Annotated in this window: 19 protein-coding genes; 11 read left to right on the top strand and 8 right to left on the bottom strand. The window is 71.7% G+C overall.

Annotation, left to right across the window (positions count from 1 at the left end; all coding sequences use genetic code 11):
• Positions 1–38: 38 nt before the first annotated feature.
• Positions 39–1,058: a carbohydrate kinase family protein gene (locus tag ACFY0P_RS33245; protein ID WP_388921464.1), complete on the bottom strand. Its 1,020-nt coding sequence runs from the start codon at positions 1,056–1,058 to the stop codon at positions 39–41.
• Positions 1,059–1,186: 128 nt separating this feature from the next.
• Here ACFY0P_RS33245 and ACFY0P_RS33240 point away from each other — a divergent pair, with 128 nt between their 5' ends.
• The 5 genes from ACFY0P_RS33240 (at position 1,187) to ACFY0P_RS33220 (ending at position 8,704) form a co-directional block, all read left to right on the top strand.
• Complete coding sequence (locus ACFY0P_RS33240; RefSeq protein WP_388921462.1) at positions 1,187–1,951, top strand: DeoR/GlpR family DNA-binding transcription regulator; 765 nt, start codon at positions 1,187–1,189, stop codon at positions 1,949–1,951.
• On the top strand, positions 1,948–3,288 hold the full coding sequence (locus ACFY0P_RS33235) for a 6-phospho-beta-glucosidase (protein WP_388921459.1): 1,341 nt from the start codon (positions 1,948–1,950) through the stop codon (positions 3,286–3,288). The genes ACFY0P_RS33240 and ACFY0P_RS33235 overlap by 4 nt, the downstream gene beginning before the upstream one ends.
• A 46-nt stretch (positions 3,289–3,334) precedes the next feature.
• Entirely contained in the window at positions 3,335–6,379 is a 3,045-nt protein-coding gene (locus tag ACFY0P_RS33230) for an alpha-mannosidase (protein ID WP_388921456.1), read from the top strand.
• Positions 6,380–6,383: 4 nt separating this feature from the next.
• On the top strand, positions 6,384–7,634 hold the full coding sequence (locus ACFY0P_RS33225) for an alpha-L-fucosidase (protein WP_388921453.1): 1,251 nt from the start codon (positions 6,384–6,386) through the stop codon (positions 7,632–7,634).
• 191 nt (positions 7,635–7,825) lie between these two features.
• A complete protein-coding gene (locus ACFY0P_RS33220; protein WP_388921450.1) occupies positions 7,826–8,704 on the top strand; it encodes a sulfotransferase family protein in 879 nt (292 codons plus the stop codon).
• 40 nt (positions 8,705–8,744) lie between these two features.
• Here the strand turns inward: ACFY0P_RS33220 and ACFY0P_RS33215 are convergent, their stop codons facing one another.
• Both ACFY0P_RS33215 and ACFY0P_RS33210 read right to left on the bottom strand, forming a co-directional pair.
• Positions 8,745–10,424 (bottom strand): carbohydrate binding domain-containing protein, encoded by a 1,680-nt coding sequence (locus ACFY0P_RS33215; protein WP_388921447.1) that lies wholly within the window; start codon positions 10,422–10,424, stop codon positions 8,745–8,747.
• A 222-nt stretch (positions 10,425–10,646) separates the two neighbouring features.
• Positions 10,647–11,768: an ATP-grasp domain-containing protein gene (locus tag ACFY0P_RS33210; RefSeq protein WP_388921443.1), complete on the bottom strand. Its 1,122-nt coding sequence runs from the start codon at positions 11,766–11,768 to the stop codon at positions 10,647–10,649.
• A 358-nt stretch (positions 11,769–12,126) separates the two neighbouring features.
• Here ACFY0P_RS33210 and ACFY0P_RS33205 point away from each other — a divergent pair, with 358 nt between their 5' ends.
• Together ACFY0P_RS33205 and ACFY0P_RS33200 are read left to right on the top strand one after the other, a co-directional pair.
• Positions 12,127–13,032: a metallophosphoesterase family protein gene (locus tag ACFY0P_RS33205; RefSeq protein ID WP_388921440.1), complete on the top strand. Its 906-nt coding sequence runs from the start codon at positions 12,127–12,129 to the stop codon at positions 13,030–13,032.
• A complete protein-coding gene (locus ACFY0P_RS33200) occupies positions 12,980–13,660 on the top strand; it encodes a 4'-phosphopantetheinyl transferase (protein ID WP_388921437.1) in 681 nt (226 codons plus the stop codon). The genes ACFY0P_RS33205 and ACFY0P_RS33200 overlap by 53 nt, the downstream gene beginning before the upstream one ends.
• A gap of 14 nt (positions 13,661–13,674) precedes the next feature.
• Here ACFY0P_RS33200 and ACFY0P_RS33195 read toward each other — a convergent pair whose 3' ends face one another.
• On the bottom strand, positions 13,675–13,902 hold the full coding sequence (locus ACFY0P_RS33195; RefSeq protein ID WP_382720123.1) for a hypothetical protein: 228 nt from the start codon (positions 13,900–13,902) through the stop codon (positions 13,675–13,677).
• Between the two features lie 254 nt (positions 13,903–14,156).
• Between ACFY0P_RS33195 and ACFY0P_RS33190 the strand changes: the two genes are divergently transcribed.
• A complete protein-coding gene (locus ACFY0P_RS33190; RefSeq protein ID WP_388921682.1) occupies positions 14,157–15,167 on the top strand; it encodes an alpha/beta fold hydrolase in 1,011 nt (336 codons plus the stop codon).
• Between the two features lie 14 nt (positions 15,168–15,181).
• On the opposite strand, the gene ACFY0P_RS33185 is transcribed toward ACFY0P_RS33190, so the two are convergent.
• Complete coding sequence (locus tag ACFY0P_RS33185) at positions 15,182–15,745, bottom strand: M48 family metalloprotease (RefSeq protein WP_388921679.1); 564 nt, start codon at positions 15,743–15,745, stop codon at positions 15,182–15,184.
• Between the two features lie 46 nt (positions 15,746–15,791).
• Positions 15,792–16,448 carry a helix-turn-helix domain-containing protein gene (locus tag ACFY0P_RS33180; RefSeq protein ID WP_388921434.1) on the bottom strand — a complete coding sequence of 219 codons (657 nt, stop codon included), beginning with the start codon at positions 16,446–16,448 and terminating at the stop codon, positions 15,792–15,794.
• 251 nt (positions 16,449–16,699) lie between these two features.
• Here ACFY0P_RS33180 and ACFY0P_RS33175 point away from each other — a divergent pair, with 251 nt between their 5' ends.
• Complete coding sequence (locus ACFY0P_RS33175; RefSeq protein WP_388921431.1) at positions 16,700–17,368, top strand: hypothetical protein; 669 nt, start codon at positions 16,700–16,702, stop codon at positions 17,366–17,368.
• Positions 17,369–17,458: 90 nt separating this feature from the next.
• Here the strand turns inward: ACFY0P_RS33175 and ACFY0P_RS33170 are convergent, their stop codons facing one another.
• Together ACFY0P_RS33170 and ACFY0P_RS33165 are read right to left on the bottom strand one after the other, a co-directional pair.
• Positions 17,459–18,238, bottom strand: a complete 780-nt coding sequence (locus ACFY0P_RS33170) for a cache domain-containing protein (protein WP_388921428.1) — start codon at positions 18,236–18,238, stop codon at positions 17,459–17,461.
• Positions 18,239–18,276: 38 nt separating this feature from the next.
• Positions 18,277–19,017: a FadR/GntR family transcriptional regulator gene (locus ACFY0P_RS33165; RefSeq protein ID WP_388921425.1), complete on the bottom strand. Its 741-nt coding sequence runs from the start codon at positions 19,015–19,017 to the stop codon at positions 18,277–18,279.
• A gap of 123 nt (positions 19,018–19,140) precedes the next feature.
• Between ACFY0P_RS33165 and ACFY0P_RS33160 the strand changes: the two genes are divergently transcribed.
• Both ACFY0P_RS33160 and ACFY0P_RS33155 read left to right on the top strand, forming a co-directional pair.
• Positions 19,141–20,172: an ABC transporter ATP-binding protein gene (locus ACFY0P_RS33160; RefSeq protein WP_388921422.1), complete on the top strand. Its 1,032-nt coding sequence runs from the start codon at positions 19,141–19,143 to the stop codon at positions 20,170–20,172.
• 51 nt (positions 20,173–20,223) lie between these two features.
• On the top strand, positions 20,224–21,417 hold the full coding sequence (locus tag ACFY0P_RS33155) for an ABC transporter substrate-binding protein (RefSeq protein ID WP_388921419.1): 1,194 nt from the start codon (positions 20,224–20,226) through the stop codon (positions 21,415–21,417).
• Position 21,418 lies beyond the last annotated feature (1 nt).

The raw sequence follows: 21,418 nt of genomic DNA, 5'->3' as shown, positions 1-21,418 counted from the left end.
GGATCGGGTTTTCGGATGCGGGCCGGGTGCGGGCCGGGTCAGTGCCGCCAGGCGGGCGGAGTGACGGGGGCGTGGTGCACCGGGGGGCCCACGTCCGCCGGCAGGCGGTCGGCGAGGAAGCCGTAGGTCTTCTTCAGCTCGGGATCGGTCAGTGAGCGCCACCAGCGGTCGACGCCGTACCAGCCGGGCGCCGCGAGGGCGCCGCCGTGGTGCTGGACGGACAGCCCGGCCGCGAGGACCGCGAACCGCAGCCGCTCGGCCAGCGGCCAGCCGCCGAGGGAGGCCGTGACGAAGCTCGCCCCGAACACGTCACCGGCGCCCGTGGCGTCCAGGACCTCGACGTCGAGGGCCGGGACCTCGGCGTACTCGCCGGTGGTCTGGTCGACGGCGACCGCGCCGTCCCCGCCCCGGGTGACGACCGCCACCGGCACCAGCTCCGCGAGCGTGCCGAGGGCCGCGACCGCGGTGTCGGTGCGGGTGTAGGCCATCGCCTCGGTCTCGTTCGGGAGGAAGGCGTGGCACAGGGCGAGCTGGTCGAGGAGGTCGCGGGACCACTCCTGGGTCGGGTCCCAGCCGACGTCGGCGTAGACGTGGGTGCCGTTCGCCGCCGCCTTGGCGATCCACTCGCGCGGCTCGGCCTCGATGTGCACGAGCGCCGTGCGCGCCTCGGGCGGGTCGCCCATCAGCGTGTCCTGCGAGTACGGGGGTTCCTGGCCGTGCGTGACGAGGGCCCGGTCGTGACCGGCGGCGAGCGAGACGGTGACGGGGGTGGGCCAGCCGTCCGCGGTGCGGGAGAGCGAGAGGTCGATGTCCTCCTGGTCGCACAGGACGTCCCGGCAGTACTCGCCGTAGAAGTCGTCCCCGAAGACCGTGGCCAGCGAGGTGCGCAGGCCGAAGCGGGACGCGGCCACCGCGAGGTTCGCGATGCCGCCGGGGCCGCAGCCCATGCCGGCCGTCCAGATCTCCTCGCCCGGCGTCGGCGGCTTGCCGAGCCCCGTGAGGACGAGGTCGTAGAAGAGCAGCCCGGTCAGCAGCACATCGGGCCTGTCGTCGTCCACGCGCGCAGCCTCTCGTCAAAACTCGTCATTTTCGATGACCGGAATCGTGCGCCGATCGAAGAGATTGGTCAATACCCGAGCAGAACTGAGCATGGATTTGATTGAAGATGACGAGTAGTGTTCGCCGCGTGCTGGCAGAACGACGACACCAACTCATCCTGCGGGCCCTGCGCGCCGGCGGCCCCGCTTCTGTGACCGACCTCTCCGAGCAGCTGAGCGTGAGTCCGGCCACCATCCGGCGCGACCTGGTCAAGCTGGAGGAGGACGGGCTGCTCACACGTGTCCACGGCGGCGCTGTCGTCGAGGAGGGCGACCAGCCCTTCGCCGAGGTCGCCGAGGTGCGGGTGGCCGAGAAGGACGCGATAGCCGCGTGCGCGGCGGCGCTGGTCAAGGACGGCCAGTCGGTGCTGCTCGACATCGGCACCACCGCCTTCCGGCTCGCCCGCCAGCTGCACGGCCGCCGCCTCACCGTCATCACCAGCAACCTGGTGGTCTACGAGGAACTCGCCGACGACGAGGGCATCGAGCTGGTGCTGCTCGGCGGCATGCTCCGCCGCGAGTACCGCTCCCTGGTCGGGTTCCTCACCGAGGACAACCTGCGTCAGCTGCACGCCGACTGGCTGTTCCTCGGGACCAGCGGGGTGCGCCCGGGCGGGCAGGTGATGGACACGACGGTCGTGGAGGTGCCGGTCAAGCGCGCCATGATCGGGGCGAGCGACAAGGTCGTGCTGCTCGCCGATGCCGCCAAGTTCCCGGGCACGGGCATGGCGAAGGTCTGCGGTCCCGGGGACCTGGACATGGTGGTGACCAACGCGCCGGTGGATCCGGCGACCCGAGCCGCCCTGGAGGAGGCCGGTGTCGAGGTGGTCCTGGCAGGAAAGGTTCAATCGTGAAACTGACGATTCTGGGCGGCGGCGGGTTCCGCGTGCCGCTCGTGTACGGCGCACTGCTGACGGACCGGGCCGAGGGGCGGGTCACCGAGGTCGTGCTGCACGATCTCGACGCCGGCCGGCTGTCCGCGGTCGCGCGGGTCCTGGCCGAACAGGCGGCCGGCGTCCCGGGCGCCCCCGCCGTGACCGCCACGACCGACCTGGACGAGGCCCTCACCGGCGCGGACTTCGTCTTCTCGGCGATCCGGGTGGGCGGCCTGGAGGGCAGGGCGAACGACGAGCGGGTGGCCCTGGCCGAAGGCGTCCTCGGCCAGGAGACGGTCGGCGCGGGCGGGATCGCCTACGGCCTGCGGACCGTGCCCGTCGCCGTCGACATCGCCCGGCGGGTCGCCCGGCTCGCCCCCGACGCCTGGGTCATCAACTTCACCAACCCCGCGGGCCTGGTCACCGAGGCCATGTCCCGCCACCTCGGCGACCGCGTCATCGGCATCTGCGACTCCCCGGTGGGTCTCGGCCGCCGGATCGCCCGGGTGCTCGGCGCGGCGAACCCGGGCGAGGCCTGGATCGACTACGTCGGCCTCAACCACCTCGGCTGGGTGCGCGGCCTGCACATCGCAGGACGCGACGAGCTCCCGCGCCTGCTCGCCGACCCCGACCTGCTCGGCTCCTTCGAGGAGGGCAAGCTCTTCGGCGTCGACTGGCTCCAGTCCCTCGGCGCCATCCCCAACGAATACCTGCACTACTACTACTTCAACCGCGAGGCCGTCCGGTCCTACCAGCAGGCCGAGAAGACCCGCGGCGCCTTCCTGCGCGACCAGCAGGCGCACTTCTACGAGGCGGTCACCGACCCGGGTGCCAGGGCCCTGGACGTCTGGGACCGCACCCGCGCCGAGCGCGAGGCCACCTACATGGCGGAGAACCGGGAGACGGCCGGCGCCGGCGAGCGCGACGCCGACGACCTCTCCGGCGGCTACGAGAAGGTCGCCCTCGCCCTGATGCGGGCCATCGCCCGCGACGAGCGCACCACCCTGATCCTCAACGTCCGCAACCGCGGCACCCTCTCGGTCCTCGACGGCGAGGCCGTCATCGAGGTGCCCTGCCTGGTCGACGCCAACGGCGCCCACCCGGTCGCCGTCGCCCCGCTGCCCGACCACGCCACCGGCCTCGTCTGCGCGGTCAAGGCCGTCGAGCGCGAGGTGCTCGCCGCGGCCGAGTCCGGATCCCGTACGACGGCCGTGAAGGCGTTCGCGCTGCACCCGCTGGTCGACTCGGTGAACGTCGCCCGGCGGCTGGTGGAGGGGTACACCGGGGTCCACCCGGGCCTCGCGTATCTTAAGTGACCAGCCGCTCGGAAAGCGCTTTCCAAACCTCTTCTGGAGACTTCCCATGCACGACGAACGCCGCCGGATCGAGGAGCGCGTAGAGCGCCTCCACAACCAGCGCATCAAGCCCGCGATCTACGCGGCCACCGTCCCCTTCGAGGTGTCCGCCTGGCAGGCCCCCGGGGAGCCGGTGCCCTTCGAGGAGGCCGCGGCCGCCGCCTACGAACCGTTCGCCATGGACACCCCGTGGGGCCCGCCCTGGGGCACCACCTGGTTCCGGATGCACGGCACGGTCCCCGAGGAGTTCGCGGGCCGCAGGGTCGAGGCCGTCATCGACCTCGGTTTCGTGGGCGACTGGCCGGGCAACCAGGCCGAGGCCCTGGTCCACCTCGCCGACGGGACCCCGCTGAAGGCGGTCAACCCGCTCAACCAGTACGTCCGGATCGCGAACCCGGCGACCGGCGGCGAGGTGATCGACTACCTGGTCGAGGCCGCCTCCAACCCCGACATCCTCGCCAACGACTTCGCGGCCCCGACCCCGCTCGGCGACGTGCTGACGGCCGGCGACAAGCCGCTCTACACCTTCAAGCGCGCCGACATCGCCGTCCTCGACGAGGACGTCTGGCACCTCGACCTGGACATCCAGGTGCTGCGCGAGCTGATGCTGGAGCTGGGTGAGCACGACCCGCGCCGGCACGAGATCGCGCACGCCCTCGACCACGCGATGGACCTGCTCGACCTGGACGACGTCTCCGGCTCGGCCGCCGCCGTCCGCGAGGCCCTGAAGCCCGCGCTGTCCAAGCCCGCGCACGCCAGCGCCCACCGCATCTCCGGCGTCGGCCACGCCCACATCGACTCGGCCTGGCTCTGGCCGATCCGCGAGACCAAGCGCAAGACCTCCCGGACCTTCTCCAACGTCACCTCCCTCGCAGAGGAGTACGAGGAGTTCGTCTTCGCCTGCTCGCAGGCCCAGCAGTACGAGTGGGTGCGCGACAACTACCCGCAGGTCTGGGCCCGGATCCAGGAGTCGGTCAAGAAGGGCCAGTGGGCGCCGGTCGGTGGCATGTGGGTGGAGTCCGACGGCAACCTGCCGGGCGGCGAGGCGGTCGCCCGCCAGTTCGTCCACGGCAAGCGGTTCTTCATGGAGCACTTCGGGGTCGAGACCAAGGGGGTGTGGCTGCCGGACTCCTTCGGCTACAACGCGGCCTACCCGCAGATCGCCAAGCTCGCCGGCAACGATTGGTTCCTCACCCAGAAGATCTCCTGGAACCAGACCAACAAGTTCCCCCACCACACGTTCTGGTGGGAGGGCATCGACGGCACCCGCATCTTCACCCACTTCCCGCCCGTCGACACCTACAACGCCCGCTTCAGCGGCGAGGAGATGTCTCGCGCGGTCCGCAACTACGCCGAGAAGGGCGGCGCCACCCGCTCGCTGGCCCCCTTCGGCTGGGGCGACGGCGGTGGCGGCCCCACCCGCGAGATCATGGAGCGGGCCCGCCGCCTGAAGGACCTGGAGGGCTCCCCGCGCGTCGAGGTCGAGCACCCGGACGCCTTCTTCGCCAAGGCCCGCGCCGAGTACGAGGACGCGCCGGTCTGGGTCGGCGAGCTCTACCTGGAGCTGCACCGCGCCACCTACACCTCGCAGGCCCGCACCAAGCAGGGCAACCGGCGCAGCGAGCACAAGCTCCGCGAGGCCGAGCTGTGGGCGACCACGGCCGCGCTGCACGCGCCCGGCTACCAGTACCCGCACGAGAAGCTCGACCGGCTCTGGAAGACGGTCCTGCTCCACCAGTTCCATGACATCCTGCCCGGCTCCTCGATCGCCTGGGTGCACCGCGAGGCCGAGGCCGAGTACGCCCGGGTCGCCGAGGAGCTGGAGGCGCTCACCACCGAGGCGGTCACCGCCCTGGGCGGCGGCACGGCCCGCGTCTTCAACACCAGCCCCTACGCCCGTACAGAGGTCGTCCGGGACGCCGCGGGCACGCCCCTGTACGTCGAGGTCCCCGCGGGCGGCAGCGCCCCGCTGACGGCCGCCGCCGAGGCCCCACGGCCGGTGACGGTCGACGGCCGTGTCATCGACAACGGTCTCGTCCGGGTGGAGATCGCCGAGGACGGCACCCTGTCGTCCGTGTACGACCACCGCGCGAACCGCGAGGTCCTCGCCGGGCAGGGCAACCTCCTGCGTCTCCACACCGACCTCCCGAACTACTGGGACGCCTGGGACGTCGACAAGCACTACAAGAACCGCTACACGGACCTGCTCGACCCCTCCGAGATCACCGTCGTCGACGCGGACCCGCTGCTCGGCTCGATCCGGATCACGCGCCCCTTCGGCAACGGCTCGACGATCACCCAGACGGTCACCGTCCGCGCGGGCAGCCCCCGGATCGACTTCGAGACGGACATCGACTGGCACGAGGCCGAGAAGTTCCTCAAGGCCGGCTTCCCGGTGGACATCCGCGCCGCGCACTCCTCCGCCGAGATCCAGTTCGGCCACGTCCAGCGGCCCACGCACACCAACACCAGCTGGGAGGCGGCCCGCTTCGAGGTCTCCGGCCACCGCTGGATGCATGTCGCGGAGCCCGGCTACGGCGTCGCCGTCATCAACGACTCGACGTACGGCCACGACGTCTCCCGCACGGTCCGCGAGGACGGCGGCACGACCACCACGGTCCGGCTCTCCCTGGTGCGCGCCCCGCGCGTCCCGGACCCGGGCGCCGACCAGGGCCGCCACCGCATCACCTACTCCCTGCTGCCCGGCGCCACCATCGGGGACGCCGTCGCCGAGGGCTACGCGCTCAACCTCCCGCTGCGGGTGGCCGACGCCGCGGGCGAGCCGCGGCCGGTCGTCTCGGTGGACGGCGAGGGCGTCACCGTCGAGGCCGTCAAGCTCGCCGACGACGCCTCCGGCGATGTCGTGGTCCGCCTCTACGAGTCCCGGGGCGGCCGCGCCCAGGGCGTCCTGCGCACCGGCTTCCCGCTGGCCGGCGCCCAGGTGACCGACCTCCTCGAGCGCCCCCTGGAGGACGCCGACGTGGACGGCGACACCGTCTCCGTCGCGCTGCGCCCCTTCCAGATCCTCACCCTCCGGCTGCAGAGGAGCTGACCGGATGGCCATGCAACCCTGGTTCACCGACGCCAAGCTGGGGATCTTCGTGCACTGGGGCATCTACGCCGTGGACGGGGTCCAGGAATCCTGGTCCTTCTACGACGACATCGTGCCGCACGAGCAGTACATGTCCCAGCTGGGCCGCTTCACCGGCGCCAAGTACGACCCGAAGGCGTGGGCGGACCTGTTCGCCCGCGCCGGTGCCAAGTACGCCGTGCTGACCAGCCGTCACCACGACGGAGTGGCCCTCTGGGACACCGCGTACGGCGACCTCAACCTCGGCCGGGACTACCTCGGCCCCTACGCCGAGGCCCTGCGCGCGCACGGCCTCAAGGTCGGCCTCTACTACTCGCACTCCGACTGGAACCACCCGGACTACGCCTCCACGCGCAAGCCGGGCCGCCCACCGGAGCTGGAGGACAACCGCTACTCGGAGGTGGCGGCCGAGGACGAGGACCTGGCCGCCTGGGAACGCTTCATCGCCTACCGGGACGGCCAGATCACGGAGCTGGCCTCCCGGTTCCGGCCGGACCTGATGTGGTTCGACGGGGAGTGGGACCGCAGCGAGGAGCAGTGGCGGATCCCCGAACTCGCCGCGCTGATCCGGTCGTACGTCCCGCACGTCGTCTTCAACGCGCGGATGCTCAGCGAGGGGGACTACGCGACCCCCGAGCAGGGCGCCCCCATCGTGCCGCCGGACGGCCCCTGGGAGCTGTGCCTGACGATCAACGACTCGTGGGGGTACCAGCACCACGACCACAACCACAAGTCCCTCGCCCAGCTGATCCGCTACTTCACCGAGACCATCGGGGGCGGCGGCAACCTGCTGCTCGACGTCGGCCCCATGGAGGACGGCACCATCCCGCAGCCGCAGGTGGAGCGGCTCGAAGGGCTGGGGGAGTGGATCCGCAGGCACGCGGAGGCGGTGTACGGGACCGGGCGCGGCCTGCCGGCCGGGCACCACTACGGCCCGAGCACCCTCTCCGCCGACCGGCGCACCCTCTACCTCACCCTGTTCGACGTCCCGCGCGCCGAGATCGGCGTCCGGGGCCTGGCGACCAGGGTGAACAGGGTCACCGTCCTCGGCACCGGCACCGAACTCGGCCACCGGGTGATCGGCGGGCTGCACGACGCCGTCGGCGTGCTGTGGATCGACCCGCCGGCCGCGGCCGACCTCGACCCGTACGCCACCGTGCTCGCCGTCGAACTGGACGGGGAGCTGGAGCTGTACCGCGGTTCCGGCCGGTTCTGAAACGGTTCGAGCCATAGGTCTGGATTTCTCATATGAAGAATTAAGAGAACGGTAAGTAGGCTGGTCACGGCGGCTTTTCGGGCCGCCGTGACCCTGTCGGTTTCCCTCTCGGACACCTTGAGTTCGCCTGACACCCCTGGGATGCGGGACGGCAGGGACGACAGAGAGGCATCACCGTGCGAGACCCGCGAATGTCAGCGATCGCCAAGGGGCTGAAGCGCCGGGGCCGGCTCATGGCACAGGCGGTGAGCCCGCCGCGCAAGACCCTGGACGCCATCCCGACGCAGCGCGCCGCCGAGCGGCCGAATCAGGCCTCCGGCGACGGCTACACGGCCCCGCTCGCCCCGCGCCTGGTGCAGTCCCCGGCCTTCGTGCTCTCCTCGGTGCGCTCCGGCTCCACACTGCTGCGGGTCCTGCTGAACAGCCACAGCCGCATCCGCGCCCCGCACGAGATGCACCTGCGCACGGTGCACGTCCGCATGTCCCGGGAGTTCACGGCGGACGCCATGCAGGAGCTCGCCCTCGACCGCGAGGAACTGGAGCACGTGCTGTGGGACCGGGTGCTGCACCTGGAGCTCAGCCGCAGCGGCAAGGACGTCATCGTCGACAAGACCCCGCCGAACACCCTCATCTGGCCGCGGCTGCACCGATGTTGGCCCGAGGCCCGGTTCATCCTGCTGCTGCGCCACCCCGGCGCCGTCATCCAGTCCCTGACCAGCCGCCGCGCCGACCCCGACCACGAGGCGATCCGCGCCGAGGTGCTGGGCTACGCGGAGAAGCTCGAAGAGGCCCGCCAGAGCCTCACCGGCGCCCATGTGATGACGTACGAGGAGCTCACCGCCGACCCGGAGCGGGTCACCCGCGGTCTGTGCGAGTACCTCGGTGTCCCGTGGGAGAGCCGCATGCTCGACTACGGCAGGCAGGACCACGGCACGTTCAGGCCGAAGCTCGGCGACTGGAGCAAGGAGATCAGGTCCGGCAGGATCCAGGCCGCCCGCCAGGCCGACCCGGCCGCCGAACTCCCGCCCCGGCTCGCCGGGATAGCGAAGGCGTGGGGGTACCCGGTCTAGGCACCCCCACGCCGACGGTTCCCGTTCGCTCGGCCTTCGCTCAGCCGGTGAAGCCCGCCGTGATCGAGGTGAACTGCCAGTCGCTCTGGCTGATGCCGGAGCAGTTGCTCACCACGCCACCGCCCGCGCAGCCGCGGTCCCGGTTCGCCGCCCAGAAGGCGAGCCGGGCGATGTGGTGCGAGTTCCCCCAGTCACGGATCTGCGTCCAGATCGCCGGGGTGGTGTTCTCCTGCTGGTCGGAGAGCCCGTTCATGCCGGAGATCCCGATGTGCGCGTAAGCCGTCGCGTCGTCCCAGCCGAACGTGGACTTCAGCTTGGTCTTCAGCCCCTCGGCCGCGGCCACGGTGTTGCCGTACATGTCGGAGCCGCCGCCGAAGTCGAACGGCATGATCGTGAAGACGTCGATGTCGGCGCCGATCGACTGAGCCTGCTCGATCAGCCGGTTGCCGTAGTACGTGGGGCCGGTGGTGGACGTCCCGAAGGTGACGATCGTCTTCAGGCCGGCGTTGTTGGCCTTGACCGTCTTGAGGGCGGTCAGGATCTTCGCCTGCACGGCCTCGTTCTCGAACTCGTCCGTGTTCTCGATGTCCATGTCGACGGACTTGAGACCGTAGGCGTCGATCACCTTCTGGATCGCCCCCGCCAGCGCACTCGCGGACGAGCAGTTGGCGCCGAGCTTGCTGCCCTGCCAGCCACCGAACGACGGGGTGACGTCACCACCGGCCGCCCGGATCTGGTTGATCGCGGTCTGGTCCGCGCCGCCGGTCAGCGCCCGGCTGCCGTCCCAGGCCGGGGTGCAGCCGCCCGAGTCAAGGACGAAGGCCATGGTGAAGTTCTTGATGCCGGTCGCGTTCATCACGGTCGTCGGGTTCGGCGGGTCGCCCCAGCCCTCGTACAGGTAGGGCGCGGCCTGCTTGAACCCGGTCCCGCCGCCGGTGCCCGCGCTCGTCGTCACGGACACGGAGTTGGACGCCGCCGACACGTTCCCGGCCGCGTCCCGCGCCTTCACCGTGAACGTGTACGCCGTACTGGCCGACAGCCCGCTCACTGTGGCGGAGGTTCCGGAGACGCTCGTCGCCAGGGTCGACCCGCGGTAGACGTCGTACGCCGCCACCCCGACGTTGTCCGTCGCGGCCGACCACGACAGGGACACGCTCGACGAGGTCTTCCCGGTGGAGGTGAGGTTCGTGGGCGCGGTGGGCGCCTGGGTGTCGGAGCTGCCGCCGGGCCCGTCGAGGCTGATGTCGTCGGCGTAGTACGTCCCCTGGGCGTACCACCCGTGGACGTAGATCTGGGCGCTGGTCTGCGAGGCCCCGGTGGTGAAGGAGACCGTCAGCTGGCTGTACTGGGACGCCGAGGTCGTCCAGGTGGACGCCCCGCCGGTCACCCCGAGGTAGACGTACGAGCCGCGGACCCAGCCGCTGAGCGAGTACGTCGTGTTGGGCTGCACGGCGACGGTCTGCGTGCACTGGGCGTTGTCACTGGAGCTCGCGGCCCCCGCGAGCGCCTTGGAGCCGCCGTGCACGGGCGAGGACACGACCGAACCGAGGTTCCCGGAGCAGGACCACGGCGAGAGACTCCCCGACTCGAAGCCGGGGTTGGACAGGATGTTGGCCGCCTGCGCGGTACCGGGCAGCGCGATGGCCCCGGCGAGCGCGAGAGCGGCGGACCCGAGCAGAGCGAATATCCGACGTCTGGAACGTCTGAGCGAGTTGCGCACACGATCTCCCTGAAGGAATGGGGGTGTTCGGGAGTGCACACAGGTGCAAGGGGGGTGCGCAACCAAGTTGGTATGGACCAATCCGCCTGTCAAGAAGGCAGACGTGAATTGGTCCATACCGGTGAGTCAAGGCGCCCCGACAGGGGCGCGGGGCTGTGTTCAATATGCGGCTCCGCCGCGTGGGCGCGACCAGCCACGGCGGCGCCGCACCCGGCCGACAACCTAGAGCGGCAGCACCGCAGCCGCAGCGTCAACCGACTCCACTTCCACAGGCAACGCCGGCGCCAACACCACGTCGGCCTCCTCACGCTGCACGGGAACCGACGGCAGAACAGGCTTCGGCCCGGACACTACCGCGTAGTCCTGCCCCAGGAACGGCGGCTCGATCACCCCGGGGTCCTCGCCCAGCGCCAACTGCACCGCCGCCCAGGGCGCGTTGACCCCGCAGAGCGACAGCTGGTGCAACCCTCCGGCCGGCCGCGTGTTGACGTCGAGCAGCACCGGCTGGTCGCCGTACATCCGGAACTGGATGTTGGACAGGTAGTGCAGCCCGAAGCCCTCGGCGATGATCCGCGCCGGCTTCAGCCACTGCTCGTCGAGGGTGAACCCGCGTCGGCGCCCCTTCTTGGTGCGGCCCACGGCCAGCCGGACCCGGTTGTCCGGCCCGGTGAGGCAGTCGACGGACACCTCCGGCTCCTCGAGCCGCGGCATCACCAGCCAGTCCACCGGCTGGTCGGCGCGGCGCAGCGCGTCCACGACCAGGTCGAGCTGGACGTACGGGCCGGGGAACCCGTTGAGGTGAAAGAGCGAGAAGGGGGCGCGCGTGATCACGCGGAAACCGACACCACCCGCACCGGCGGCCGGCTTGAAGCAGGCCTTGTGCCCGCCGGCCTCCAACTCCTCGACGGCGGCGACGAGCTCGTCCGCCGTACGGACCCGCGACCAGGGCGGTACCGGGACGCCCACCGAGCTCACCGCCTCGTACGCGGTCGCCTTGTCCTCGAAGACCGCGGTGCCCTCCGGCGTCGGCGCCAGCAGGGCCGTGCCGACCGCCTCGAAGTCGGCCCGGTGGGCCACGATCGCCGACTGGTGCAGCCGGGGCACGAAGACATCGATGCCACGGCGCTGGCACTGGTCGAGGGCGTACTCGACGTAGGCGGCCGGGGACAGGCCCTCCGGCTCCAGGTCGGCGGTGTCGGCGGCGGCCAGCACGGGGGAGTCGGCGTCACCGTGCGTCGCATGGATCTCGACCGCCCGGTCGCTGGGATTTCTCCGCAGCTGATCCATGAAGAACACGTTCTCCGCGTACGTGCGGTTGAGCCAGACGCGTACGCGAGAGCGCATTAAAGCCGCCTTTCGGGGTTTTCGGGCAGGGGTCAGCGGGCCCGTGCCCGGGCAGGGTGGTTGGAGGGACACCAAACCGCCCTGGGCGAAGGGAAGTTCGTGGCGGTGGTGTTGGGGGGATCATACGGCTTTCAAGGGGCCCCGCGTGCAACGCGAGTGTTACGGATTTCCCCGTACTGTCCACGCGCGTTTTCCTGCACCGTCCTCGCCGGTTTCCTTGACGGCCGGACGCCCGGCCCGACACCCGGCCGGACGCACGGCCCGAAGCCCGGCCCCCGCGCCCGGCCGGGTGCTCTTGTTCCCGGCCCCCGAAGTGTGTTGTGGTGGGTGCCGACGACATGATCGGAAGGGGTACGGGGTGGAGTCCACGGCCGGTGCCGGGCGGTTGCTGGCCATCAGCGACCTGCACATCTCGTACCCGGAGAACCGCGAGCTCGTCGAGAAGATGCGCCCGGAGACGGACGAGGACTGGCTGATCGTCGCCGGTGACATCGCGGAGACCGTCGCGGACATCCGCTGGGTGCTGGAGACCCTCGCCGGCCGCTTCCGCAAGGTGCTGTGGGCGCCCGGCAACCACGACCTGTGGACCCACCCCAAGGACCCGGTCGCCCTGCGCGGAGTCGCCCGCTACGAGCACCTCGTCGGCCTCTGCCGGGAACTCGGCGTGCTCACCCCCGAGGACCCGTATCCGGTCTGGGAGGGCGAGGGCGGTCCGGTCGTCGTGGCGCCGCTGTTCCTGCTCTACGACTACTCCTTCCTGCCGGCCGGCTGCGCCACCAAGGAGGAGGGCCTCGCCTACGCGCACGGCACCGGCATCGTCTGCAACGACGAGTACCTGCTGCACCCCGACCCGTACCCGACCCGCGAGGACTGGTGCCGGGCCCGGGTCGAGGAGACCGAGCGGCGGCTGGCGGAGCTGCCGGCGGAGCTGCCGACCGTGCTGGCGGGGCACTATCCGCTGGACCGGCACCCCACCGACGTGCTCTGGTACCCGGAGTTCGCCATGTGGTGCGGCACCACCCGCACCGCGGACTGGCACCGCCGGTTCCGCGTCGCGACCATGGTCTACGGTCATCTGCACATCCCCCGGACCACCTGGCTCGACGGCGTCCGCTTCGAAGAGGTCTCCGTGGGATATCCCCGCGAGTGGCGCAAGCGTTCCGGGGAACCGGGCCGGCTGCGCCGCATTCTGCCGATGGAGGTAGGAACCGGTGATCGAGGAGCTGCTCCCGGAGTCGGTGGTGGCCGTGGAGATGCTCGGTGACGAGGCGATCCGCGAGGCGCCCCTCTACCCCGAGGAGGCGGCGCTGGTCGCCCGGGCCGTGCCCAAGCGCCGCCGTGAGTTCGCCGCCGTGCGCGCCTGCGCCCGGAGCGCCATGGAGAAGCTCGGAGTCCCGCCGCAGCCCGTCGTGAGCGGCGAGCGCGGCGCCCCGCGCTGGCCGGCCGGGCTGGTCGGCAGCATGACCCACTGCGAGGGCTACTGCGCCGCCGCCCTGGTCCGCGCCACCGACCTGGCCTCCCTCGGTATAGACGCCGAACCGCACGCCGCGCTCCCCGAGGGCGTCGCCGAGACCGTGCTGCTGCCCGCCGAGCGGCAGCGGCTCGCCGTGCTCGCGGCCGAGCGGCCCGGCGTGCACTGGGACCGTCTGCTGTTCAGCGCCAAGGAATCCGTCTACAAGGCGTGGTTCCCCCTCACCGGGAAGTGGCTGGACTTCATGGAGGCCGACATCGAGCTCGTCCCGGAGCCCGGTGAGCGGCCGCACGGCATCCTGCGCGCCCGCCTCCTGGTCCCCGGGCCGGAGGTCGGCGGGCGGCGGCTGCAGCTCTTCGAGGGCCGCTGGAGCGTGGGGCACGGCATGCTGACCTCGACCGTGGTCGTGCCGCACTCCTGACGCACCGCGCGGGCTCAGGTGGGCGGGCACCAGTCGTGCAGCAGCCGGAAGAACGCCTCCTCGTTGCCCGCCAGGCCGGCTCCGGCCAGTGCCTGTTCGGCCTCGGCGAGCACGGCCGGCGGCACCACGAAGGGGCGCGGGGCGTCGGGCGGTCCGTCGAAGGCCGCGCGCACGGTGTGCAGCAGCCGCAGATAGGCCTGGACGGCGGCGCGTTCACGGTCGGTCAGTACGGCGGTGTGCATCGGTCGGCTCTCCCCGTCGGTCGTCGTGGTCACGCGCCCGGACGGCGCGGGCACACCGGGTGTGCGGTGCGCACCCCCCAGCTTGCCGTCCACCACTGACAACGCCCCCGCACCCGGCCCCGGTTCGCCCGCTTAGCGGAGGCGAAACCTCACCGAAACCCCATGGGGAAATGCCTTTCTACCCTGGAAGGAGAAGAATCCGGCCGGGCCGCAGCGCCCGGGACAACGGGGGAGGCCGAGCCGTGTCGGAAGCGATGCCCAGCCGTCCGCAGCGCACCGCGCACCTGCGCCCGGTGGGCGACGCGGAACTCGTGGCGCACCACCGGGTCGTGCACGGATACCGGCGTGCCTACCGCATCGCCGGCGACGGTCCCGCCCTGGTCCTCATCCACGGCATCGGGGACTCCTCGGCGACCTGGGCACGGCTCATCCCCGACCTCGCCCGCACCCACACCGTGATCGCCCCCGACCTGCTCGGCCACGGCGAGTCGGACAAGCCCCGGGCCGACTACTCGGTCGCCGCCTACGCCAACGGGGTGCGGGACCTGCTGACCACCCTGGGCATCGAGTCCGCGACCCTCGTCGGGCACTCGCTCGGCGGGGGAGTCGCGATGCAGTTCGCCTACCAGTTCCCCGAGCGCACCGAGCGGCTCATCCTGGTCAGCGCGGGCGGGGTGGGCCGCGAGGTCAACCCGGTGCTCCGGCTCGTCTCGCTGCCCGGTGCCCATCTGGCCCTGTCCGCGCTGCGGCTGCCCGGTATGCGCCTCCAAGTGGGCCTGGCCGTGCGCCTGCTGAAGCTCCTGGACACCGGCCTCGGCCAGGACGCCCCGGAACTGCTCACCCTGGTCGACGCGCTCCCCGACGAGACCTCCCGCAACGCCTTCATCCGCACCCTGCGCGCGGTCGTCGACTGGCGCGGCCAGGTCGTCACCATGCTGGACCGCTGCTATCTCACCGAGGGCATGCCGACCATGCTGCTGTGGGGCGACCGCGACAGCGTGGTCCCGGTACGGCACGCCCACCGCGCCCGCGAGGCGATGCCCGGCGCCCGGCTGGAGATCTTCGAGGGCGCCGGGCACTTCCCGTTCCACGCCGACCCGGCCCGGTTCGTGGCCCTGGTCCAGGAGTTCACGGCCGCCACCGCCCCGGCGGACTGGAGCCGTGAGCACTGGCGCGCCCTGCTCCTCGACGGCCGCCCCGGCACCGGCCACGGCCCGGCCGCGCAGCGGGACCTGCGCGAGGCGAGCGAACGCAGCGCCACCTGAGCCCGCGCCGCGGGTCACTTCCCCAGGTAGCCCAGCGACGCCTCGATGCGGCCCGCCACGTCGTGCCGCCGCACCGGCCCGCGCAGCGCCGAACCCGCGAGCCAGGTGCGGCACTTGCTGGCCAGCAGCAGCCCGAAGGTCTCCGCGTCCCGTTCCTCGGCCCGGTCGAAGCGGGTGCGGGCGGCCACCCGCTGGACGGCGGCCTGGAGCGCGGCCTGGTCGGCCTCGGTGCCCGCGTCGGAGCCGGTACCGGTGGCCGCGCCGAGGAGCCGCGCGGCCACTCCGACCCCCTCCACGTCATGGCCGCAGTGCTCGGCGTGCATGTGCCACAACTCGTGGCCGAGGATCACCAACTGGTGGTCGGGCACGGTGCGTTCCTCGACGACGACCAGGTCGCGGTCGGCCAGGTCGAGCCAGAGCCCGCTGGCCGTGCCGGGCGGGAAGACGGCCGTACGGAACTGGACGGGGCGGCCGCGGCGGCGGCCCAGCGCGTCGCACAGCGCGCGGTACAGCTCCTGCGGCGGGGCGGGCGTGGGCAGGGTCAGCTCCCCGACCAGCTCACCGCTCAGCCGACGCATGTCCCTGCCGATGCCCACTCTTCTCCCTCGGCTCACGACTCTCGGCTCACGACTCGGGTCGCTTGACGCTCTCCAGGAGCATGTCCAGCCATTCCGCGACCTTGTCCCGGTGCTGGTCGGTGGGCAGCTGGGCGGCCCGCCAGGCGATGCCGCGCACCCCGTGGTCCTGCAGCAGCCGCTCCAGCGGGTCCTCGGCGGCCTCGGCCGCGGCCCGCTCCCGGTCGGCCAGCTTCTGCAACAGCTCCTGCTCGACGCGCTGCAGGGCGCCGGCGAGGGCCTCGGGGTCCTCGGCGGTGAGGAACCCCGCGTGCACGCGGAAGAAGCGCTGGAGGGCGTCGCAGTGCTCCATGGTCGGCCGCCGGTCACCGTTGATGAGGGCGCCGGCCTGCTGCCGGGACATGCCCGCGCCGTCGGCGATCTCCTGCTGGGTGTGCTTGCGGCCGTTCGGCTTGAGCCGGGTGCGGCGCAGCAGGTCGAGGCGTTGCAGGAAGCGGGCCTGGACGTCGGGTTCACCCGCCGGACGGCCGGTCAGCAGGGCCCGGACGACGGGCTCGGGGACACCGCAGGCGTGGGAGAGGCGTCCGACGTGGAAGACCTGGGCGTGCGGGACGCCGAGCCGGTCGGCGAGCGCGGTGACGCGGTCGACGGCGGCCGGCAGCTGGGCGGTCGCCGTGGCGCCCGGATCCTCGTAGCCATCCGTCACCGACAGAACTCCTACGTCTCTCAGGGGAATCAGGGGCTTCTCACAAGCTGCGCCGTGAAGTGTCCGGCGCCGGCACGAACCCCCCGGAGATTAGCGGGTGATTCGAACTCACATCCAGGTCTAGCCACAACTGTGGCCAATTTCGGACGTCAACAGGCATGAAATGCCACGATAGTTGACATGACTCAGGGTGGGGCAGCAGGATCACATCGCCGCGAGAAGGCCGCATAGGCAAGAGGGGTGACCTCCCGATGGCATATCAGGCAGGTGGGCGGCGACCGGCGCCGCGGCCCGTCCCCGAAAGCCTTGAGGCCCAGGCGTACCTCCAGGACTACGCGCTACTGCTGGACGCCGTCCCCTTCCCGTCCCTGGTGGTGGACCACCGCTGGGACGTGGTGCTCGCCAACGGCGCGTTCGAGACACTTTTCCGGGCGGTCGCCCCGCATCCCACCGCGATGCCCGGGGACAACTTCCTGCGCTTCGTCCTGTTCCACCCGGATGCCGGGACGATTCTCGGCGCCCACGAGGCGGGCTGGTGCCTGCCGCTGCTGGCGCAGTTCAAGACCACCCTGGAGCAGTACGGCCACGATCACGAACTCCAGTCGATCCGCCGGGAGATCGCCCAGGACCCGATCATGGAGGCCGCCTTCCGGCAGGGCCTGCCGCACTGGCTGCGCGCGGTCGGCGAGGACGGCGCACAGCTCGACGGAGCCGTCCGGTCGCTGCTGCACCCGGACCCGCTGCTCGGCGCCACCGAGTGCCGGGTCGTCGGCGAAACCCCCAAGACCCTCAAGGACATGGGCTACGCGCGTTACACCCTGGTGCTGCGCGCCGTCCCCCGCCCCGCCGCCCCGCGCCGCTCCCGGCGGCCCGGCGGCCTGGGCGCCCATCTGACCGTCGTCCCGGCCCCCGAAGGCTGACCCGGCACCGTCGGCGTTCAGGTCGCCGACGGCGCCGGGCCGGACGCCGGCGAGGTCCCGGCCCTGCCTCGCCCCCGCCTCATCCCGGTCTCATCCGCCCGCCACGGCCAGGACCAGCGGCACACCCCGGCACGGCACCAGCCGAAGCCCGCCGAACGTTCCCGGCCGCCCGCTCTCCAGAACCGCCGCGAAGTCCGGCCCCTTGGCCAGCGAACCGGCCAGCTGCGCCGGGTCCGCCGACGCCGCCACCCGGCCCCTGGCGTTGACGAGCCGCGCGGGTCCGGGCAGTTCGCGCAGCAGCGGCAGCGCGGCCGCCTCGAAGTGCCGCAGGTACACGTCGGCCGCGGCCACGCCCAGGAACCGGCCGCCGACCTCCACCGGCGCGGACAGCGTGAGGCTGTACTCGTCCGAGCAGAGGTAGTCGACGTACGGCCCGGCCACCGCCCGCCGCCCGGTCTCCCGGGGCAGCGCGAACCAGTCCCAGTGCGTGTAGTCGGAGTAGGCCGAGGTGCGCGGGTCAAGGTCGAGGAGGAGCGGCCGTACGTCCCCGGAGGCGTCGCTCTGCCACCACTCCAGCCACGCCGGGACGTCGGCCAGCACCCCCGGCGCGGCCACGAATCCGACGCCGGAGACCAACTCCTGGCGGGCCAGGCGCAGGTGGAGCCCGGGGCGGAGCGCGGCCAGGTCCGCGGTCACCGGGCGGCGGCCCTCGGCGGCCACCCGGGCCAGCAGTGCGGTCGTGTCGGCGCGGGTGGCCGCGACGGCGTCGAACACCGCCTCCAGGGCGTGGCCGACCCGGGCGGCCACGTACTCCTCGGCGGCGTCGAGCGTGGCCGCCGCCGGACCGGAGGGGACGGTGCTGCGGCTCATGGTGCCCTCCAGCGGACGGGGGAGCGGGCGCGGCGCGGCTACAGGGCCAGCCGCAGGGCGATGAGCCGAGCCGTCGAGTCCCGTACGCACCGTTCGGCCAGCTCCCTGGCCGATGCGTGCGCCCCATCCTGCACGCCGGAGATTACGGACCGGTGACGGTCCGCCACCTCTTCACGATATTCGTCGTCGCCGAGCACAAGGCACAGCAGCGCCCCGATCTCCGTCTGGAGCGCGACCTGTTCCCGGGTGAGCCGGGCCGACTGGGCGGCGGCGGCCAGCTCCACGTGGAAGCGGCCGTACACCCGGCTGCGCGCCGCCGCGTCCGGCGCCGCGCGCAGCTCCTCGGTGGTCCGGCGGAGCTGGTCGAGGTCGTGGTCCTCGGTGCGCTGCGCGGCGAGGTCGGCGGCGGTGCCGGACAGGGCCGCCCAGTGGTCGCCGAGGTCCCGCAGCTCCTCGGGGCTCCAGCCGCGCAGGCGCTCCGTGAGCCGCTCCCGGTCGGGCACCGCGGGTGAGGACACGAAGCTGCCACCGCCCCGGCCCCGGCGGGTGACGACCAGACCCTGCTGGCGCAGTGCCATCAGCGCCTCGCGCAGGGTCACCGTGGACACCCCGAGCTGTCCGGCCAGCTCGGTCTCGCCGGGCAGCTGCTCGCCGTCGGCGAGCAGGCCGAGCTCGATGGCGTCGCCGATCCGGCGTACGACGGCGTCGACCCGGGCCCCGCTGTCCACCGGGGCGAAGACGGCCTTTCGGGCACCGCCGACCGTCTGGTGCTGTCTCACGGCCCACCACCCTATGCGTTGACCCAACCTTTACCTCGGAAGGGTCTTGAGATATGAACTATGGCTTCATATCTTTCCGGTCACCAGGTGCAACGCAAGAGAACGGCAGAGAGGTTCCCGCCCATGGAGGCCAGCGCGATCCGGTTGCGGGATCTGCGGAAGTCGTTCGGCGACACGAACGCCGTGGCCGGGGTCGACCTGGAGATCCGGGACGGCGAGTTCTTCTCGATGCTCGGCCCCTCCGGCTCCGGCAAGACCACCGTGCTGCGCCTGATCGCCGGGTTCGAGACCCCCACCTCGGGCACGATCGAACTCGCCGGTCAGGACGTCACCCGCCGCGCCCCCTTCGAACGGGACGTGCACACCGTCTTCCAGGACTACGCCCTGTTCCCGCACATGAGCGTCGAGCAGAACGTCGCCTACTCCCTCAAGGTCCGGGGCGTCCCCAAGGCCGAACGCCTGGTCCGGGCCCGCAAGGCCCTCGCCGAGGTCCGCCTCGACGGCTACGGCGCCCGCCGTCCGTCCCAGCTCTCCGGCGGCCAGCGCCAGCGCGTCGCCCTGGCCCGCGCCCTCGTCGGGCGCCCCCGCGTGCTGCTCCTCGACGAACCCCTCGGCGCCCTCGACCTCAAGCTGCGCGAGCAGATGCAGATCGAACTCAAGGCCCTGCAACGGGAGGTGGGCATCACCTTCGTCTTCGTCACCCACGACCAGGAGGAGGCCCTGACGATGAGCGACCGCGTCGCCGTCTTCCACCAGGGCCGCATCGAACAGGTCGGCACCCCCGCCGAGATCTACGAACGCCCCGCCACCGCCTTCGTCGCCTCCTTCGTCGGCACCTCGAACCTGCTCACCGGCGAGGCGGCCCTGCGCGTGCTCGGCGAGAGCGGCACCCACAGCATCCGTCCGGAGAAGATCCGGGTCCTCGACGAGACCGCCGCCCCGGACGCGGAAGGGCACGCCACCGCCCTCGGCACCGTCGCCGAGGTGGTCTACCTCGGCGACGCCACCCGCTTCCTGGTCGACCTGGACGGCGGCGGCCGGCTCACCGCGCTCCAGCAGAACCTCGACACCTCCGCCGCGGAGGTCGCCGCCTACCGCGGCACCCGCGTCCGGCTGCGCTGGCAGCGCCGGCACACCGTCCACGTCCCCGACTGACCCGTCGTCCCCCACGTCCGGATCCGCCGTCCCTCACGTATGGAGAACGCCGTGCGCCTCACCCGTCCCCTCACCGCGGCCGCCGCCGTCGCCGCGCTGCTGCTGGCCGCCACCGCCTGCGGCTCCTCCGGCTCCGGCTCCTCGACCGGCCTCAACCCGCCCGACCTCAAACCCCTGGCCAAGCTGGGCAGGTCCGAGGGCGAGGTCAACCTGATCGCCTGGGCCGGCTATGTCGAGGACGGCTCAGACGACCCCAAGGTGGACTGGGTCACCGACTTCGAGAAGCAGACCGGCTGCCAGGTCAACTCCAAGGTCGCCGCCAGCTCCGACGAGATGGTCAAGCTGATGAAGACCGGCCAGTACGACGCCGTCTCCGCCTCCGGTGACGCCTCCCTGCGGCTGATCGCCTCCGGCGACGCGGCCCCGGTCAACACGAAGCTCGTACCGAACTACAAGGACGTCTTCAGCGGCCTCAAGAACGGCGCCTGGAACTCGGTCAAGGGCCAGATGTACGGCATCCCGCACGGCCGCGGCGCCAACCTGCTGATGTACAACACCCAGAAGGTCAGCCCCGCGCCCACCTCCTGGTCGGCCGTCTTCGACGACGCCGGGAGGTACAAGGGCCATGTGACCGCGTACGACTCGCCGATCTACATCGCCGACGCGGCCCTGTACCTCAAGGCCACCAAGCCCGAGTTGAAGATCAAGGACCCCTACGCGCTCGACCAGAAGCAGTTCGACGCGGCCGTCGCCCTGCTGAAGCAGCAGAACGCGGACATCGGCGAGTACTGGAGCGACTACCTCAAGGAGATCTCCGCCTTCAAGAGCGGCGACTCCGTCATCGGCACCAGCTGGCAGGTCATCGCCAACCTGGCCGCCGACGAGGGCGCCAAGGTCAGGGCCTTCGTGCCCAAGGAGGGTTCCACCGGCTGGTCCGACACCTGGATGGTCTCCGCCAAGGCCAAACACCCCAACTGCGCCTACAAATGGCTGAACTGGATCGTCTCCCCGAAGGTCAACGCCGAGGTCGCCGAGTACTTCGGCGAGGCCCCGGCCAACGCCAAGGCCTGCGAGCTGACCAGCGACAAGAACTTCTGCACCACCTACCACGCGGCCGACGAGAGCTACTGGAAGAACATCGCCTTCTGGAACACGCCCATCGAGCAGTGCCTGGACGGCCGCACCGACGTCAAGTGCGTGCCGTACGCCAAGTGGGTGCAGGCCTGGACCGAGATCAAGGGCTGAC

The organism is Streptomyces sp. NPDC001714 (genome assembly GCF_042892755.1).
Taxonomy (GTDB): domain Bacteria; phylum Actinomycetota; class Actinomycetes; order Streptomycetales; family Streptomycetaceae; genus Streptomyces.
The sequence above is the reverse complement of the archived record's forward strand: the minus strand, read 5'-3'. Positions and strand labels throughout refer to the sequence as shown.

Bases quoted from the DNA above. Each gene is read 5' to 3' on its own strand.
- ACFY0P_RS33230 (WP_388921456.1), top strand. From the start codon at position 3,335: ATGCACGACGAACGCCGCCGGATCGAGGAGCGCGTAGAGCGCCTCCAC.
- ACFY0P_RS33225 (WP_388921453.1), top strand. From the start codon at position 6,384: ATGGCCATGCAACCCTGGTTCACCGACGCCAAGCTGGGGATCTTCGTG.
- ACFY0P_RS33220 (WP_388921450.1), top strand. From the start codon at position 7,826: ATGTCAGCGATCGCCAAGGGGCTGAAGCGCCGGGGCCGGCTCATGGCA.
- ACFY0P_RS33210 (WP_388921443.1), bottom strand. From the start codon at position 11,768: ATGCGCTCTCGCGTACGCGTCTGGCTCAACCGCACGTACGCGGAGAAC.
- ACFY0P_RS33195 (WP_382720123.1), bottom strand. From the start codon at position 13,902: ATGCACACCGCCGTACTGACCGACCGTGAACGCGCCGCCGTCCAGGCC.
- ACFY0P_RS33190 (WP_388921682.1), top strand. From the start codon at position 14,157: ATGCCCAGCCGTCCGCAGCGCACCGCGCACCTGCGCCCGGTGGGCGAC.
- ACFY0P_RS33185 (WP_388921679.1), bottom strand. From the start codon at position 15,745: ATGCGTCGGCTGAGCGGTGAGCTGGTCGGGGAGCTGACCCTGCCCACG.
- ACFY0P_RS33175 (WP_388921431.1), top strand. From the start codon at position 16,700: ATGGCATATCAGGCAGGTGGGCGGCGACCGGCGCCGCGGCCCGTCCCC.
- ACFY0P_RS33170 (WP_388921428.1), bottom strand. From the start codon at position 18,238: ATGAGCCGCAGCACCGTCCCCTCCGGTCCGGCGGCGGCCACGCTCGAC.
- ACFY0P_RS33160 (WP_388921422.1), top strand. From the start codon at position 19,141: ATGGAGGCCAGCGCGATCCGGTTGCGGGATCTGCGGAAGTCGTTCGGC.